The organism is Vibrio sp. PID17_43 (assembly GCF_002608565.1).
GTDB lineage: Bacteria > Pseudomonadota > Gammaproteobacteria > Enterobacterales > Vibrionaceae > Vibrio.
Window position 1 is genome coordinate 26,192 of record NZ_LIXM01000005.1, and the last position, 13,990, is coordinate 40,181.

The 13,990-nt window shown below is 44.0% G+C and carries 16 protein-coding genes and 1 pseudogene; 13 read left to right on the forward strand and 4 right to left on the reverse strand.

Features of this window, described 5'->3' with window-relative positions; translation table 11 throughout:
- The first annotated feature begins 8 nt into the window (after window positions 1-8).
- The 3 genes from AK965_RS04770 (at window position 9) to purF (ending at window position 2,700) form a co-directional block, all read left to right on the forward strand.
- Window positions 9-596 (forward strand): SPOR domain-containing protein, encoded by a 588-nt coding sequence (locus AK965_RS04770; RefSeq protein ID WP_099078534.1) that lies wholly within the window; start codon window positions 9-11, stop codon window positions 594-596.
- Between the two features lie 61 nt (window positions 597-657).
- Complete coding sequence (locus AK965_RS04775; protein ID WP_099078535.1) at window positions 658-1,149, forward strand: CvpA family protein; 492 nt, start codon at window positions 658-660, stop codon at window positions 1,147-1,149.
- A 36-nt stretch (window positions 1,150-1,185) separates the two neighbouring features.
- A complete protein-coding gene (gene purF, locus AK965_RS04780) occupies window positions 1,186-2,700 on the forward strand; it encodes an amidophosphoribosyltransferase (RefSeq protein ID WP_099078536.1) in 1,515 nt (504 codons plus the stop codon).
- Window positions 2,701-2,767: 67 nt separating this feature from the next.
- Here the strand turns inward: purF and AK965_RS04785 are convergent.
- Window positions 2,768-3,233 (reverse strand): annotated as a pseudogene (locus AK965_RS04785) (LysR family transcriptional regulator).
- Between the two features lie 279 nt (window positions 3,234-3,512).
- On the opposite strand from AK965_RS04785, the gene AK965_RS04790 reads away from it, so the two are divergent.
- From AK965_RS04790 to recR, 7 genes are all read left to right on the forward strand, one after another.
- Entirely contained in the window at window positions 3,513-4,619 is a 1,107-nt protein-coding gene (locus tag AK965_RS04790) for a response regulator (protein WP_099078537.1), read from the forward strand.
- 203 nt (window positions 4,620-4,822) lie between these two features.
- Window positions 4,823-4,969: a hypothetical protein gene (locus AK965_RS04795; RefSeq protein WP_172438066.1), complete on the forward strand. Its 147-nt coding sequence runs from the start codon at window positions 4,823-4,825 to the stop codon at window positions 4,967-4,969.
- A gap of 15 nt (window positions 4,970-4,984) precedes the next feature.
- A complete protein-coding gene (locus AK965_RS04800; protein ID WP_099078539.1) occupies window positions 4,985-5,389 on the forward strand; it encodes a YbaN family protein in 405 nt (134 codons plus the stop codon).
- 164 nt (window positions 5,390-5,553) lie between these two features.
- Window positions 5,554-6,099: an adenine phosphoribosyltransferase gene (gene apt / locus AK965_RS04805; protein ID WP_099078540.1), complete on the forward strand. Its 546-nt coding sequence runs from the start codon at window positions 5,554-5,556 to the stop codon at window positions 6,097-6,099.
- Between the two features lie 8 nt (window positions 6,100-6,107).
- Window positions 6,108-8,231 carry a DNA polymerase III subunit gamma/tau gene (dnaX, locus tag AK965_RS04810; RefSeq protein ID WP_099078541.1) on the forward strand — a complete coding sequence of 708 codons (2,124 nt, stop codon included), beginning with the start codon at window positions 6,108-6,110 and terminating at the stop codon, window positions 8,229-8,231.
- An 82-nt stretch (window positions 8,232-8,313) separates the two neighbouring features.
- On the forward strand, window positions 8,314-8,643 hold the full coding sequence (locus AK965_RS04815; RefSeq protein WP_005460082.1) for a YbaB/EbfC family nucleoid-associated protein: 330 nt from the start codon (window positions 8,314-8,316) through the stop codon (window positions 8,641-8,643).
- Between the two features lie 30 nt (window positions 8,644-8,673).
- Window positions 8,674-9,273, forward strand: coding sequence for a recombination mediator RecR (gene recR, locus AK965_RS04820; protein ID WP_099078542.1), 600 nt, complete (start codon window positions 8,674-8,676; stop codon window positions 9,271-9,273).
- 50 nt (window positions 9,274-9,323) lie between these two features.
- On the opposite strand, the gene aqpZ is transcribed toward recR, so the two are convergent.
- The gene (gene aqpZ / locus AK965_RS04825; protein WP_099078543.1) at window positions 9,324-10,022 is read right to left on the reverse strand and encodes an aquaporin Z; all 699 of its coding nucleotides are present in this window, start codon (window positions 10,020-10,022) and stop codon (window positions 9,324-9,326) included.
- Between the two features lie 211 nt (window positions 10,023-10,233).
- Window positions 10,234-10,482 (reverse strand): YkgJ family cysteine cluster protein, encoded by a 249-nt coding sequence (locus tag AK965_RS04830; protein ID WP_099078544.1) that lies wholly within the window; start codon window positions 10,480-10,482, stop codon window positions 10,234-10,236.
- Between the two features lie 176 nt (window positions 10,483-10,658).
- Between AK965_RS04830 and AK965_RS04835 the strand changes: the two genes are divergently transcribed.
- Window positions 10,659-11,099 (forward strand): YcgN family cysteine cluster protein, encoded by a 441-nt coding sequence (locus AK965_RS04835; RefSeq protein WP_099078545.1) that lies wholly within the window; start codon window positions 10,659-10,661, stop codon window positions 11,097-11,099.
- A 92-nt stretch (window positions 11,100-11,191) separates the two neighbouring features.
- Here AK965_RS04835 and AK965_RS04840 read toward each other — a convergent pair whose 3' ends face one another.
- The gene (locus tag AK965_RS04840; protein WP_099078546.1) at window positions 11,192-11,443 is read right to left on the reverse strand and encodes a GlsB/YeaQ/YmgE family stress response membrane protein; all 252 of its coding nucleotides are present in this window, start codon (window positions 11,441-11,443) and stop codon (window positions 11,192-11,194) included.
- A gap of 363 nt (window positions 11,444-11,806) precedes the next feature.
- Here AK965_RS04840 and AK965_RS04845 point away from each other — a divergent pair, with 363 nt between their 5' ends.
- Both AK965_RS04845 and AK965_RS04850 read left to right on the forward strand, forming a co-directional pair.
- A complete protein-coding gene (locus tag AK965_RS04845) occupies window positions 11,807-13,498 on the forward strand; it encodes a mechanosensitive ion channel family protein (RefSeq protein ID WP_099078547.1) in 1,692 nt (563 codons plus the stop codon).
- 116 nt (window positions 13,499-13,614) lie between these two features.
- The gene (locus AK965_RS04850; protein WP_099078548.1) at window positions 13,615-13,932 is read left to right on the forward strand and encodes a DUF1244 domain-containing protein; all 318 of its coding nucleotides are present in this window, start codon (window positions 13,615-13,617) and stop codon (window positions 13,930-13,932) included.
- The last annotated feature ends 58 nt before the right edge of the window (window positions 13,933-13,990 follow it).

The window sequence follows — 13,990 nt, forward strand, 5'->3', positions numbered from 1 at the left end:
GTAATTTGATGGCAAGTAAATTCCAAAGTCGTTTAGTCGGCACCATTGTTTTAGTCGCGGTTGGGGTCATTGTGCTCCCTGACGTGTTAGATGGTAAGAAACTGCACTACAAAGAAGAATTTGCCAGTATCCCTATCAAACCTGAACTTGATAGTGATGTGGAAAACTTCGAAATTTTAGAGCCAGTAGAGGATGTTATCTCTCTGCCAGAATCGCCTGTTACTGCGACAATCAGTCAGTCAGAGGGATCCCAAGGCAGCGTTTCTGAGTCTGACGTTGTTCCTCAACCAGAAGTCGAAAAACAACCTGAGTCGGTTGAAGTGGTAGTTCGTCCAGTTGAAGAAAAAAATCAATATCAAGACTCGGCTTGGATCATTCAGTTGATGGCACTGAAGAATCATGACAATGCCGTCGCGCTTGTCGATGATTTACAGAAGCGAGGTTATCAAGCTCATGTGAAGAAAGAAAATAACTTTACCAGAGTGATTGTTGGTCCTGACGTGTCAAAAAGTAAACTTGAACGACAGGTCAAGGAATTACAAAAAATAACAGGCTCAAAAGGTCAATTGCTTAAATTTAAGCCATTAAATCCATAAGAAAACGTTTGCGTCAGCATTTTTTCTGTTAAAATGCGCGCCAACTTAAGATGAAGAAAACATGAATTGGTTAGATTTTGTCATTTTAGGTGTGATCGGATTTTCAGCTCTGATCAGTTTAGTTCGCGGTTTTGCTAAAGAAGCTTTGTCTTTGGTGATTTGGTTCGGAGCGTTTTTTATCTCCAGTAACTATTACACTAAATTAGCGGTGTACTTCACCAATATTGAAGATGAAATGTTTCGAAACGGAGCCGCAATTGCGGCGCTATTTGTCGCGACTTTAGTTGTTGGTGCGGTGGTGAATTACGTCATTGGCCAACTGGTACAAAAAACAGGACTGTCAGGTACTGACCGACTTCTCGGTGTGGTGTTTGGTGGTTTACGTGGAGTATTGATTGTTTCTGCGGTGCTGTTTTTTATGGATGCGTTTACAGCATTCCCAAGCTCGGATTGGTGGAAAGAGTCACAGTTGGTCCCAGAGTTCAGCCGTATCATCGCCCCATTTTTCGAGCACTTACAAGCAACATCAAGTTTTTTGTCTGGCACTATCTAGTAGTGCCAGCTACTGTCGCAAATCGAGGATTAGGACATGTGTGGTATTGTTGGAATCGTGGGCACAACGCCTGTAAACCAGTCTATTTATGACGCGTTAACGGTGTTACAGCATCGTGGCCAAGATGCCGCTGGTATTTGTACCATAGAAAGCAATCGTTTTCGTCTGCGCAAGGCGAACGGTTTAGTGAAGGATGTGTTTGAAGCAAAACACATGCAACGCTTGCAGGGTAATGTTGGAATCGGTCACGTACGTTACCCAACCGCTGGCAGTTCAAGTGCCTCAGAAGCGCAGCCTTTCTATGTAAACTCTCCTTTTGGTATTACACTCGCTCATAACGGCAATTTGACTAACGCTCATGAAGTTCGTCAAAAGCTGTTTGAAAAAGATCGTCGCCATATCAACACCACATCAGACTCAGAAGTGCTGCTTAACGTTCTCGCTCACGAAATTGATACCGTGAAGGGCAATATAACGGCAGATGACGTGTTCCGAGCGGTGACGAATGTACACCGAACGATTCGTGGTGCATACGCGGTTGCAGCCATGATCATCGGCCACGGTATGATTGCATTTCGTGACCCCCATGGTATTCGTCCGCTTTGTCTTGGTAAGCGCGAAGAAAATGGGAAAATGGAATACATGGTAGCATCGGAGTCTGTTGCACTTGATGCTGTTGGTTTTGACTTTGTACGTGATGTCGCACCGGGTGAGGCGATTTACGCAACGTTTGATGGTGAGCTATTCACTAAGCAGTGCGGAGATAATCCAAAACTTAATCCATGTATTTTTGAGTTCGTTTACTTTGCTCGTCCAGATTCATTTATCGATAAGATTTCTGTGTACAGTGCCCGTGTAGAAATGGGCAAGAAGTTAGGTGACCGTATTCGTGAAGATTACGCAGATCTCGATATCGATGTGGTTATCCCAATACCAGAAACCTCCTGCGACATTGCACTGCAAATTGCTCAAGCGATTGATAAGCCATATCGCCAGGGCTTTGTGAAAAACCGTTACGTTGGTCGCACGTTTATTATGCCAGGTCAGCAGCAACGTAAGAAATCGGTACGGCGTAAGTTGAATGCCATCCGCTCTGAGTTTAAAGACAAGAATGTACTGCTTGTGGATGATTCTATCGTTCGGGGCACAACGTCTGAACAGATCATTGAGATGGCCCGCGATTCAGGCGCAAACAAGGTGTTCATGGTTTCAGCTGCGCCGGAAGTTCGTTTCCCGAATGTTTACGGTATCGATATGCCAAGTGCGACGGAGTTAATTGCTCATGGTCGTGATAATGACAGCATTTGTCAGCAGATCGGTGCTGATGCGCTGATTTATCAGCGATTGGAAGACTTGGTTGAAGCTGTTGCTTTAGGTAATCAAGACATCGCCCAGTTTGATACTTCAGTATTCAACGGTGAATACGTGACGGGTGACATTGACCAGCAGTATTTGGATTTCCTAGATGGTTTACGTAATGATGATGCGAAGGCCGAGCGCGAAATTCAGCAGGATATTGCAAATCTAGAGTTGTATAACGAAGGCGCATAATGCTGTCTTTTTAATATAAAAAAACCAGAGTCTAGGCTCTGGTTTTTGTATCAGATTTCTGCGGCTATTAGTGAATGTGGTAAGCAATCACATAATCGATGAAAAGGCGTACTTTTTCTGGCAGGTGATCTTTGTGGTTATAAAGCATGTAGATGTCACGAGGGTTTGCGCTCCAGTTTGGCAGAACGCGTACTAGATCACCGCTAGCAATAAACTCTTTGATCATCACGTCTGGCATTAGCGTAATGCGAGCCCTTCCGAACAAGAGCTGCGTACCACATTTAGCGCATCTCTTCAGCTGTTGATGTGAGTCGCCGTAATAAAGGAGAGCACTCATGATAAAAACGCTCGCCTGCTTCAGTAAGAGAAAGTTTACGCGCGTGGCGATTTAGAAGCCTCAGGTTAACAGAATCTTCAAGTGCTTGAATGCGACAGGTGATAGTAGCTACCGGAATCATGGTTTTTCGTGACGTTGCAGTGTAGCTCCCATTTTCGACAACCAATCGAAACAGGTTTAGATCATCTAGTTTTATACTTCCCAGGCACGCTACATTACAATTTAGGGTTAATTTATAAATAACTTAGAGATCAAAGTTTGCGTTAAGTCAATATTTTGCACAATTTGCACACACCAGACCTTAACGAATAAAGACCGGTTTGGCATAGAATATTTGTGCAAATGGGGTTTACAAGCTACCTTTTAATCAAGGTGGAAGGGCCTGATATCTTGCTGCATGGTGTTCTGGACGGTCTTAATATAAAGATAATAATGTATAATTTGTTTTTTGACTAAGCTTTGTGAGGTAAAAGGTATGTTTAAGACTCACAGTCAAACGGCAAAGGTCTCAGCGCAGGAAGTGGTTAATCACAAACTGATTATGTTGGTTGACGATGATCCTATATTTCGTGGAGTCACTAGTGCCTATTTGGATTGCCAAGGTTATAGGGTGATAGAAGCCGGGAATGGCTTAGAAGCGCTCAAAATGTTGAGACAGTGCCAGCCAGATCTTGTTTTGTGCGATTTGTCTATGCCTGTTCTAGATGGCATAGAGTTTGTAGAAGAAGTAAGTCTTGAATATCCTTCTATGCCAATGATCGTCGTTTCTGCTACCGATGAAATGTCCGATGTTGCCAAGGCATTGCGCTTTGGAATAAAGGATTTCTTATCAAAACCGATCGCAAATTATCGATATTTATCTCAAGCAATTGATAATACGCTTGAAGATTGTGATCGCCACTTTTCCGAGCAGCGCGATTTTGCGAGTCAATGGTTTAGGGTCGATGATGGTGGCGAAATATCAGAAGAGCAAGAGCTACACTGGCATTTAGAATATTTACAGCAAAACCCCAACGCTGCACGAAACTTACTCCATGCGCTGTTGCCAGAAAAAGATACATCTCAGGGAGATTGGAAGTGTTCATATCGGTTGTTGCAATCGACGGATGTTATGCCTCTCGTTTTTGACTACCGTTGGTTGATAAATGGGCAGTTTGCTTTCTATCTTGTGGATTCAGCATCATCTGAAGATGGCGGCGTTGCGACGACATTGTTGGTTCGAGCTCTTTTTGATGATTATGTACGTAACTTAAGTAGCTTTAGCGCTGACCTTAAGGATATCGCAGAGGTTATTGAGAAAGGCATTCTCTGCTCTGAAGGGACAGGGGTTGTTAACGCAGTATTCGGAATTGCTGATCTTGCGTCTGCAACGGTATCTATTTTGCCTGCTGGCTTGGATAGCCAATGGTCAGATGGGGTCGCCAATCAACACATCGCTGCAAGTAATCGCTTGGGGGATGGCTGCATGAAAAACTTTATTACAAGTGACTTGCCAATTGACAGTAACGGGCAGTTATCGATTGGGTGTCTAGGCACTTCGAGCTTTGGTTTAAATATTACTAGACTTAATCAACGGGTTTGATTCGCTTATGAATGAATAGCAGCACGTTTGTATTGCTTTTTACTATAAGCCCGTTCGGTTTCATCTTTTGTTGCGCATATAACCTTACTCTTTGTCGGTGTTTAACGTTGGTTTATTAGGGTATATTTAACTAATGAAACAATAAGCGCTCACTTGTGTAACGTTTACTTAACGGTGTGCAATGAGAGAAGTAAACATAACTAATGAGAAGATACATCATGGCAGACAACGACGTTAAAGAGCCTTACAATATTTTTTACTTTTTAGGTTTTGTTGCAGTTCTTTTAATCCCAACGCTACCAGCAACGCTGACCTGGATTCGCGTAATGAACGGTTACGCTACTTTTTGATCGAGTAATTGTTTATTGGAGTTCACCATTCGTATTAAGCGCTATCTTTTAAATATAGTTGGTGGACTCTCTGTTTTGCTTGGCATTGCTGGAGTTGCCCTTCCTCTTTTACCTACTACGCCTTTTATGCTCCTCGCTAGTGCTTGCTTCTTACGTAGCAGTCCGCTATTTCATCAGTGGTTACACAAACACAAAACGTTCGGCCCTCTATTGACGAACTGGGATAAAAATAGAGCCGTAACCCGAGAAGTCAAAGCTCGAGGCGTAATTTTTATAGTGTTGAGTTTTGCTATTTCTATCGTTGTAGTGCCTTACATTTGGCTAAAGTTTGTACTTTTAGTGATGCTAATCGTTTTACTAGGCTGGTTTATACGACTCCCTGTGATTGAGTTGGTTGCTGACAGAGAAGAAAATCACTAAGATTGTAGGGAATAGTGTGCCCGCTCTTCGAGTGGGCGTTTGTATTTTCAACACCTGTGACTTTGTGAATATAAGCACATAGTGGTGAAAGCCTATTGTTTATTGCCCTCGTAATATTGCGATAAGAACGGCGGGTAATGAGCCAATCTAAGTAAATCGGTATTATGACTACAGAAACAATTTCTCTGATCAAATCTAGCATTAAAAGCATCGAAGATTACCCTAAGCCAGGCATCCTTTTTCGCGATGTAACGAGCCTTCTTGAAGATGCACAAGCATACCAAGCGACGATTCATCTAATGGTAGAACGTTACAAAGATATGGGCTTTACCAAAGTAGTTGGTACGGAAGCGCGCGGATTCTTATTTGGGGCACCGCTGGCGCTTGAGTTGGGTGTTGGTTTTGTTCCAGTGCGTAAGCCAGGTAAGCTACCTCGTCCTACTATTGCTCAGTCTTACGAACTGGAATATGGCGTAGATACACTAGAAATCCATGTTGACGCAATTGTAGAAGGCGACAAAGTATTGGTTGTCGATGATCTGCTTGCGACAGGTGGCACGATTGAAGCGACAACAAAACTTATCCGTCAGCTAGGCGGTGAAGTGAACCACGCTGCATTTGTTATCAATCTACCAGAAATTGGTGGTGATAAGCGCCTAGAAGGACTGGGCCTTGACGTATACAGCATTTGCGATTTTGAAGGGCACTGATACATTCAATGAGTTATTTAGCTTTAGCGCGAAAATGGCGTCCTAATAAGTTTGATCAAGTGGTAGGACAGAGTCATGTTCTTACTGCTTTAGAAAACGCATTGGCGCAAAATCGCTTACACCATGCGTACTTGTTTAGTGGTACTCGAGGCGTTGGTAAAACGTCGATTGGCCGACTGTTTGCTAAGGGCTTGAACTGTGAAACAGGTATTACTGCTAACCCATGCGGTCAGTGTGATACTTGTCGTGAGATCGATGAAGGCCGCTTTGTTGATTTATTGGAGATCGACGCCGCTTCTCGTACTAAAGTTGAAGACACTCGTGAGCTATTAGACAACGTTCAATATAAGCCTGCTCGCGGACGCTTTAAAGTGTACCTTATTGATGAGGTACACATGCTCTCGCGTCACTCTTTCAATGCGTTGCTAAAAACGTTGGAAGAGCCGCCTGAGTATGTGAAGTTCCTATTGGCAACGACGGATCCTCAGAAGCTGCCAGTGACGATTTTATCACGTTGCTTGCAGTTCCATCTAAAGCCAATTAGCGTTGATGACATTCATCAGCAACTTGATCACATTTTAGAAAAAGAGCAAGTTTCAGCAGAGGCAAGGGCTCTTGGTATGATTTCCCATGCTGCAGACGGCAGTATGCGAGATGCACTGAGCTTAACGGATCAAGCCATTGCGCTAGGAAACGGCGTTATTCAAACTGAAATCGTGAGCCATATGCTTGGTACGATTGATGCCGACCAAGCCATTCATTTACTGGAATCAATCAGTAGTAAACAACCCCAGCAAGCAATGGATAAAATCCAACAACTTGCATCAAACGGTGTAGAGTGGGATGGCTTGTTACAACAATTGGCATCGCAGTTACATCGTGTCGCTATGTATCAAGCATTGCCATCGACGTTGGATCTGGCACAACCTGATGCAGAGAAAATTGATTTATTGAGTAAAGCGCTGACGCCACAAGACGTACAGTTATACTATCAAATTGCCTTAAAAGGTCGTGAAGACCTGTCGTTGTCACCAAACGGCCGTGTGGGCATGGAAATGATAGTATTGCGCATGATGGCGTTTCGCCCATCAATAAGCAGCGGTGCTAATGTCATTACAACGACGGTACAAGCTCAAGCGGTTCCGGTACAAGCGGTGAGTCAGTCGAGAGTAGATGAAACACTGCAAGCGCCAATGAATACTCCGGTACAACCAGCACCGCAAGAGTCACCGCAGTCTGAAGCTCAGGCAGTCGCACATACGGGTGATGCTCCTGAATATCCGCCAGAGCATCAAACCGGTGGATATGGCATGCCACCACCACAATATGATATCGCGCCACGAATGGATGAGTCTTCTGCATCACAACAACAGGCGCAAAAAGCAACTCAACCAGCACAGGAGAGCGCACCTGCACGCCCAGGCTTGGGTGGTTTACGTCATCAGCTACGTTCACAGCGCCAAGGTCAGCAACAGGCAGCCTCTAATAACGGTGGCTCAAAAAAGCCTAAGGCGACATCTGCACAAAAAGAGTCGGTCATTGACCGTCTAGCGCAATTGCATGGCAATTCCGCGCAGGTGTCGCCCGCATCTTCACCGCAAGCGGAATCGTCTACAGTTGAAGATGAAGCGTATCGCTGGCGCCCAACCAAACAGGTTGAGAAAAAAGTGAATACGCAGTTGACACCGACGCAGCTTAAGCAGGCGCTTGAGCATGAAAAAACACCAGAGATGGTGCAAAAGCTGGTTGATGAATCGTTAGAGAAAAATGAGTGGGCGAAGTTAATCAGCCTAATGAATACGCCAAAATTGGTGGAACAATTGGCATTAAATTCGAACTATTACAAAGAAGGCTCAACGGTTTCGCTACAATTAAGAGGCAGTCAAGCACATCTAAATACTGACAGAGCGCAAAGCGAGCTATTAAATGCGCTGAATGCTGTGTTGGGGGAGGAGTGTCATCTAAGCATCGTTATTGGCGAAAGTGGTGAGACTCCTCTAGAGCTGCGAGACCGGCTCTATCAGGAAAAATTACAGCAAGCTCTGAACAGTTTGGAAAACGATCCGTATGTTCAGTTCATCGAGCGTCGATTTGCCGCAGAGCTTGATAGAGATAGTGTTCGCCCTATCTAAAAATTGAACACAGTGGGGTTGAAATCGTAAACTGACAGCCCCATTTACTGATGCAACACCTAATTAAACCAGAGAGATAAACATGTTTGGTAAAGGCGGTATGGGCAACCTAATGAAGCAAGCCCAGCAAATGCAAGAGCGCATGCAAAAGCTTCAAGAAGAAATCGCGAATATGGAAGTAACCGGCGAGTCTGGTGCTGGTCTAGTTAAAGTGACAATCACTGGCAGTCACAGTGTACGTCGTGTTGACATCGATGAAAGTCTGATGGAAGACGATAAAGAGATGCTAGAAGATTTGATCGCTGCCGCGTTTAACGACGCAGCGCGCCGCGTTGAAGAAACTCAAAAAGAGAAAATGGCTTCTGTAACTGGTGGTATGCAACTACCACCAGGTATGAAAATGCCATTCTAATCTGCTGACATTTAATTAAGCGGATTTTCAATGCGTACCAGCCATATGCTGGAGCAATTGATGGAGGCCTTACGTTGTCTACCTGGGGTTGGCCCCAAGTCGGCGCAGCGTATGGCCTTTCATTTGTTACAGCGTGATAGAAAAGGCGGTCTGCAGCTCGCAGATGCGCTAAGTCAGTCAATGACAGAAATCGGTCATTGCACCGAGTGCCGAACGTTCACTGAAGAAGATATTTGCCACATTTGTACCAATCCCAAGCGCCAGGAAAACGGTCAGCTTTGTGTAGTAGAAAGCCCGGCAGACATCGCTGCAGTAGAAGCCACTGGCCAATACTCGGGTCGATACTTTGTACTGATGGGGCATTTATCACCGCTCGATGGTATTGGTCCAAGTGATATCGGTCTTGATGTGTTGGACTATCGTCTGCGCCGAGGTGATATCTCTGAGGTGATTCTTGCCACCAACCCAACGGTTGAAGGGGAAGCAACAGCACATTACATCGCTGAACTGTGTAAAGAACACCAAGTGGATGCAAGTCGAATCGCGCATGGTGTCCCAGTGGGTGGTGAGCTTGAGCTTGTTGACGGAACGACCTTGTCCCATTCGTTACTGGGTCGACACAAGATTTAATAAATAAAAAGCCGCTGAACTCAGCGGCTTTTTTATAAATCGAGGGCGAATCAGTCGTTTGACTCAGTGCCCAGAATATTTTTGTAGATAAGTGCGCCCAGAATACCACCGACAATAGGTGCGACCCAGAATAGCCATAGTTGAGATACCGCCCAGTCACCAAAAAATACCGCTACACCAGTACTGCGAGCTGGATTTACAGAAGTGTTTGTTACAGGGATACTGATTAGGTGGATCAGCGTCAAACATAGGCCAATAGCGATAGGCGCAAAACCTTGAGGGGCACGTTTGTCTGTTGCGCCCATGATCACGATTAGAAACATCATGGTCATCACAACTTCAGTGACGAGCGCAGCCATAAGAGAGTATTGACCTGGAGAGTGTTCGCCATAACCATTTGCTGCAAAGCCGGAACTGACAATGTCAAAGCCTGCTTGGCCCGTAGCGATGATATAGAGTATGCCACCGGCGATCACACCACCAATTACCTGTGCAATGATGTATGGCACAACGTCTTTAGTCTCAAAACGACCACCCGCCCACAAACTGACAGTTATCGCGGGGTTTAAGTGGCAACCTGAAATATGGCCAATCGCGAACGCCATGGTAAGAACAGTCAAGCCAAATGCCAGTGCAACACCGACAAACCCAATGCCTAGCTCAGGGTAGCCTGCGGCTAAAACTGCACTACCACAGCCACCAAGCACTAACCAAAACGTGCCAAATAACTCTGCCATATACTTATTCATGTTGTTTCCTATTTCGGATTTAAATTACTCGTAGAACATAGTAGACACTAGTCAGTAACTGTGAGCAGCATCTGAAAAATTGGCCTAACAGGCAGCTAAAGATAAAGATGTCTCAACTTTGAAACGGAATGTTCAGTGATCGAATTAAATGATCGCTAGGAAAGTACGTGACATAAAGGCGATGGTTCAATTAGGGAGACTTGGTTGGTGATTAAGTCAGTTGTTCTAGTTCCGTAATATTTTTGATCGCGTCTTGATTGGTATTACCACACACGACAGGACACGGCTTAAAGTCATGGCAAACTTTAGGGCGCTCAGGTTTGCCAAAAAGCTTACATAGGTTGTCTTCATTCAATTGAATACAACGTTCTCCTGCTGCTTTGCCCTTTGGCATGCCAGGAATAGGGGAAGAGATACTTGGTGCGATACAGCACGCTCCACAACCCAATCGACAATCCATCTTAACGCCCTCATAAAAATCAGGGGGCAATTATGGACATTTTCAGTCAGATTGGAAGGGGAGGATGGAAATTCACTAGCCTAAATGAGAAACCGTTCGTTCGGTAAACTTGAACTTTTATTGCCAGAGGGGTATAAAACGCATCCTATCCCAATTCGTAATAAGTAGTAAGCGTAATGAACACACCATTTTGGCAAAGCAAATCGTTAGAACACATGACAGAAGAGGAATGGGAATCTCTCTGTGACGGTTGCGGTAAATGCTGTCTACATAAGCTGATGGATGAAGATACGGATGAAATTTACTACACCAACGTGGCGTGTAGCTGGTTGAACAGCAAAACGTGCTCGTGTAAAGATTATCCGAACCGTTTTACTTCAGGTGAAGAGTGCACCAAGTTGACACGTGAAGATATCGATGATTTCACTTGGCTACCACATACCTGTGCATATCGTCTACTTGCAGAGGAGCAGCCACTACCAGAGTGGCATCCGCTTATTACGGGGTCTAAATCAGCAATGCATGCTGCAGGTGAAAGCGTGCGAAATAAAGTGGTGTATGAAATTGAAGTGGTGAACTGGGAAGACCACATCTTAAATCACCCAAACCGACAATAATTGAATAAAAAAGCCTTTCACTATTGAGTGCAAGGCTTTTTTATTTTAACAGCATAATTTTTCTTGCAACCATGAAGGTGCTATGTCGAGCGTCACCCTCTTATAAAACGGTGGTATACAAACAAAAGCACAAAAGCGCCTACAGTGGCGGTAATGATGCTGCCGATATTAATACCATCTGCACCGCCTAATCCGAAGAAACTGCCAAGAAAGCCGCCAACAAAAGCCCCCGCAATACCAAGTACCATAGTGGCAATCCAACCCCCACCATCGTTACCAGGCATCAACCACTTTGCGAGAGCACCAGCAATCAGGCCAAGAATGATCCAAGATAGAATACCCATAAATTCTCCTTAATCGTTATTTCAATCGATATTACTACGCTTAAATCATAGTTCATCTTTTATAACTCGCATTAAACGAGTTACTGTATGAATCCACCACTTTCAATTTGTGCTCAACATACTTCGAGTATTTGTCATAGGAGAGCAAGAATATAAAAATGATTTTCTATCAGTTACATATGGGAATCGTCTTAAAATGTCACAACTAAAAACTAACAGGAATATTGGTGTAAAATTGTCGGGCACTTACTAAATTATGCCCAGCCTCTTACTTAGTGTAGTAAGCTTAAGGTGTTTGATTTCAAAGTATTATACTGTAGTTTTTAGTCGCTCTTATCCAATATCGTCTCTTGCGAGGTAAACATGACGTTTCGATTTCCTTTTGAAGTGCGCTTTCGCTTAAACGCAGTATTCGTTCTGCTTTTTGCGTTATTCTTGTTAATGGGATCCTTTCTTGTTAATGCGACAGAAAGTAGTGAGGTGAAGGAAATTTCGGCCGCAGAAACGTCTATTGATAATATCAATCAAGACATCCGTGATTTATCAGTGAGCTTAAAACAAGCCAGTGGCGATGAACGAGATGCGTTGCAACTTCAGCTGTTTCAAAAAAATGAAGAGCTCAGAAAGCGTCTAGCAAGTGCAATCAATAATCAGTCTATCCCGAACGACAAATTGATTGAGTTAGTTAAAACTCAAGAAAAATACGCGAAAGGGACTTTTGCTTACTTGGCTGATAAAGTTCACGCGCTCAATGAAGAGATCAATACAGCGAAAGATCAAGATAAGCTTCCTTTGATTAATACTTATCGTGAATTACAGCATTATTTGGATGTAAGTTTTGATGCCCGTTGGCAGAATCTAGCATGGCTTGCGCAACTTGGTGTACCAGACGAGCGTGCTGAAACGTTGTTTAAAGACAGCGTGGATAACCGAATGCGGTTATTGTCGGCATCGGTTGAATATTTGAATCAGCAAAAACAGTTTATAGGCGCGCAAATTTCATCTAGCCCAGAATCTGAAAAAGCGACCTTGCAACTAAGCCAGCTGATCATTAAGCAAAGGTTGGATATCGCTACGGACAGTTTGCGTTCACTACTTTCCATTGGAGACAAAGTCGGTTTAGAAACATCAGAATACAAACGCCAGGTACTTGAAGTCACGGGTAGCGTCACCCATGATTTGCTCAATGTAAAAGTGCTGTTATCGATTCTTAGTCATTGGACTAGTTCTGCAGGCGACTGGTTTGTAGATAACGCACCGCAACATCTTTTTCAGCTGTTTGTCTTTGCGCTGATCTTAGTCATTGCTCGCTCACTAGCTAAACTTACGCGTAAGGTTGTGAGTAAAGCCGTTGCTTCGCAGAACCTGAAACTTTCCCAATTAATGCAGGACTTTTTTATTTCGATGTCCGGTAAAGCAGTATGGCTCATCGGTATCATGGTCGGGTTGTCGCAGATTGGCTTAAATTTAGCCCCAATTCTTACCGGTTTCGGTATTGCTGGTGTGATCATTGGTTTTGCGCTGCAAGATACTCTATCTAATTTTGCAGCAGGTATGATGCTGTTGATTTATCGCCCATTCGATGTGGGTGATTTTGTGTACGCTGGGGGCGTAGACGGTAAAGTGAGTCACATGAGTTTAGTCAATACCACCATTCGTACCTTTGATAACCAGATTATTATTGTGCCAAACAGCAAGATATGGGGAGATGTGATAAAGAACGTTACCCATGAGCGTATTCGCCGTGTCGACATGGTTTTTGGTATTGGTTACGCCGATGATTTACTCAAAGCAGAATCTGTACTGGCCGACATTGTGACCTCTCACCCTGCAGTGCTACGTACTCCTGAGCCAATGATTAAAGTGCATACCTTGAATACGTCTTCTGTCGACTTCATTGTTCGCCCATGGGTAAAAACAGATGACTACTGGGATGTGTATTGGGATGTGACCAAAGAAGTGAAATTGCGTTTTGATCGTGAAGGTATTTCGATTCCTTTTCCTCAACAAGATGTGCACTTACATATGGTGAAGGAAAATAGAAAAGAAGCATAAACTTAGAATGACGGTGTTCAGGCTCTGCAAATCGCTGTAGTGCTGCGAAACCAATTCATTCTCACTCAACCCAACATGTTGATGTTTTTTACAATATAAATAAAAAGGAAAGTAAAGTGGCCGAGTTTAAATATAAAAATCTAAGCCAAGAAGAGCAAGACAAGTTAGATGCAGCGACGTTCCGTCGTCTTCTGGCTCATTTAGATGCAAACAAAGATGTGCAAAATATCGATCTTATGATCCTTGCGGGTTTCTGTCGTAACTGTTTCAGTAAATGGTACAAAGCAGAGGCAGAGGCGTTAGGTGCTGACATCAATATCGATGACGCTCGCGAGCGTGTTTACGGGATGACCTACGACGAGTGGAAACAAAACCACCAGCCAAAAGCGACACCAGAACAGATGGCTGCTTTTGAAGCTCGCCAGAAGAAGTAATTGGCGAGTACGTTAAGCCGATATAAAACAGCCCGCTGACTCAGCGGGCTTTTTTTCT

What these genes read in the sequence shown, in the direction of transcription:
- AK965_RS04770 (WP_099078534.1), top strand. Translation starts at nt 9, where the DNA reads ATGGCAAGTAAATTCCAAAGTCGTTTAGTCGGCACCATTGTTTTAGTC.
- AK965_RS04775 (WP_099078535.1), top strand. Translation starts at nt 658, where the DNA reads ATGAATTGGTTAGATTTTGTCATTTTAGGTGTGATCGGATTTTCAGCT.
- purF (WP_099078536.1), top strand. Translation starts at nt 1,186, where the DNA reads ATGTGTGGTATTGTTGGAATCGTGGGCACAACGCCTGTAAACCAGTCT.
- AK965_RS04790 (WP_099078537.1), top strand. Translation starts at nt 3,513, where the DNA reads ATGTTTAAGACTCACAGTCAAACGGCAAAGGTCTCAGCGCAGGAAGTG.
- AK965_RS04795 (WP_172438066.1), top strand. Translation starts at nt 4,823, where the DNA reads ATGAGAAGATACATCATGGCAGACAACGACGTTAAAGAGCCTTACAAT.
- apt (WP_099078540.1), top strand. Translation starts at nt 5,554, where the DNA reads ATGACTACAGAAACAATTTCTCTGATCAAATCTAGCATTAAAAGCATC.
- dnaX (WP_099078541.1), top strand. Translation starts at nt 6,108, where the DNA reads ATGAGTTATTTAGCTTTAGCGCGAAAATGGCGTCCTAATAAGTTTGAT.
- AK965_RS04815 (WP_005460082.1), top strand. Translation starts at nt 8,314, where the DNA reads ATGTTTGGTAAAGGCGGTATGGGCAACCTAATGAAGCAAGCCCAGCAA.
- recR (WP_099078542.1), top strand. Translation starts at nt 8,674, where the DNA reads ATGCGTACCAGCCATATGCTGGAGCAATTGATGGAGGCCTTACGTTGT.
- aqpZ (WP_099078543.1), bottom strand. Translation starts at nt 10,022, where the DNA reads ATGAATAAGTATATGGCAGAGTTATTTGGCACGTTTTGGTTAGTGCTT.
- AK965_RS04830 (WP_099078544.1), bottom strand. Translation starts at nt 10,482, where the DNA reads ATGGATTGTCGATTGGGTTGTGGAGCGTGCTGTATCGCACCAAGTATC.
- AK965_RS04835 (WP_099078545.1), top strand. Translation starts at nt 10,659, where the DNA reads ATGAACACACCATTTTGGCAAAGCAAATCGTTAGAACACATGACAGAA.
- AK965_RS04840 (WP_099078546.1), bottom strand. Translation starts at nt 11,443, where the DNA reads ATGGGTATTCTATCTTGGATCATTCTTGGCCTGATTGCTGGTGCTCTC.
- AK965_RS04845 (WP_099078547.1), top strand. Translation starts at nt 11,807, where the DNA reads ATGACGTTTCGATTTCCTTTTGAAGTGCGCTTTCGCTTAAACGCAGTA.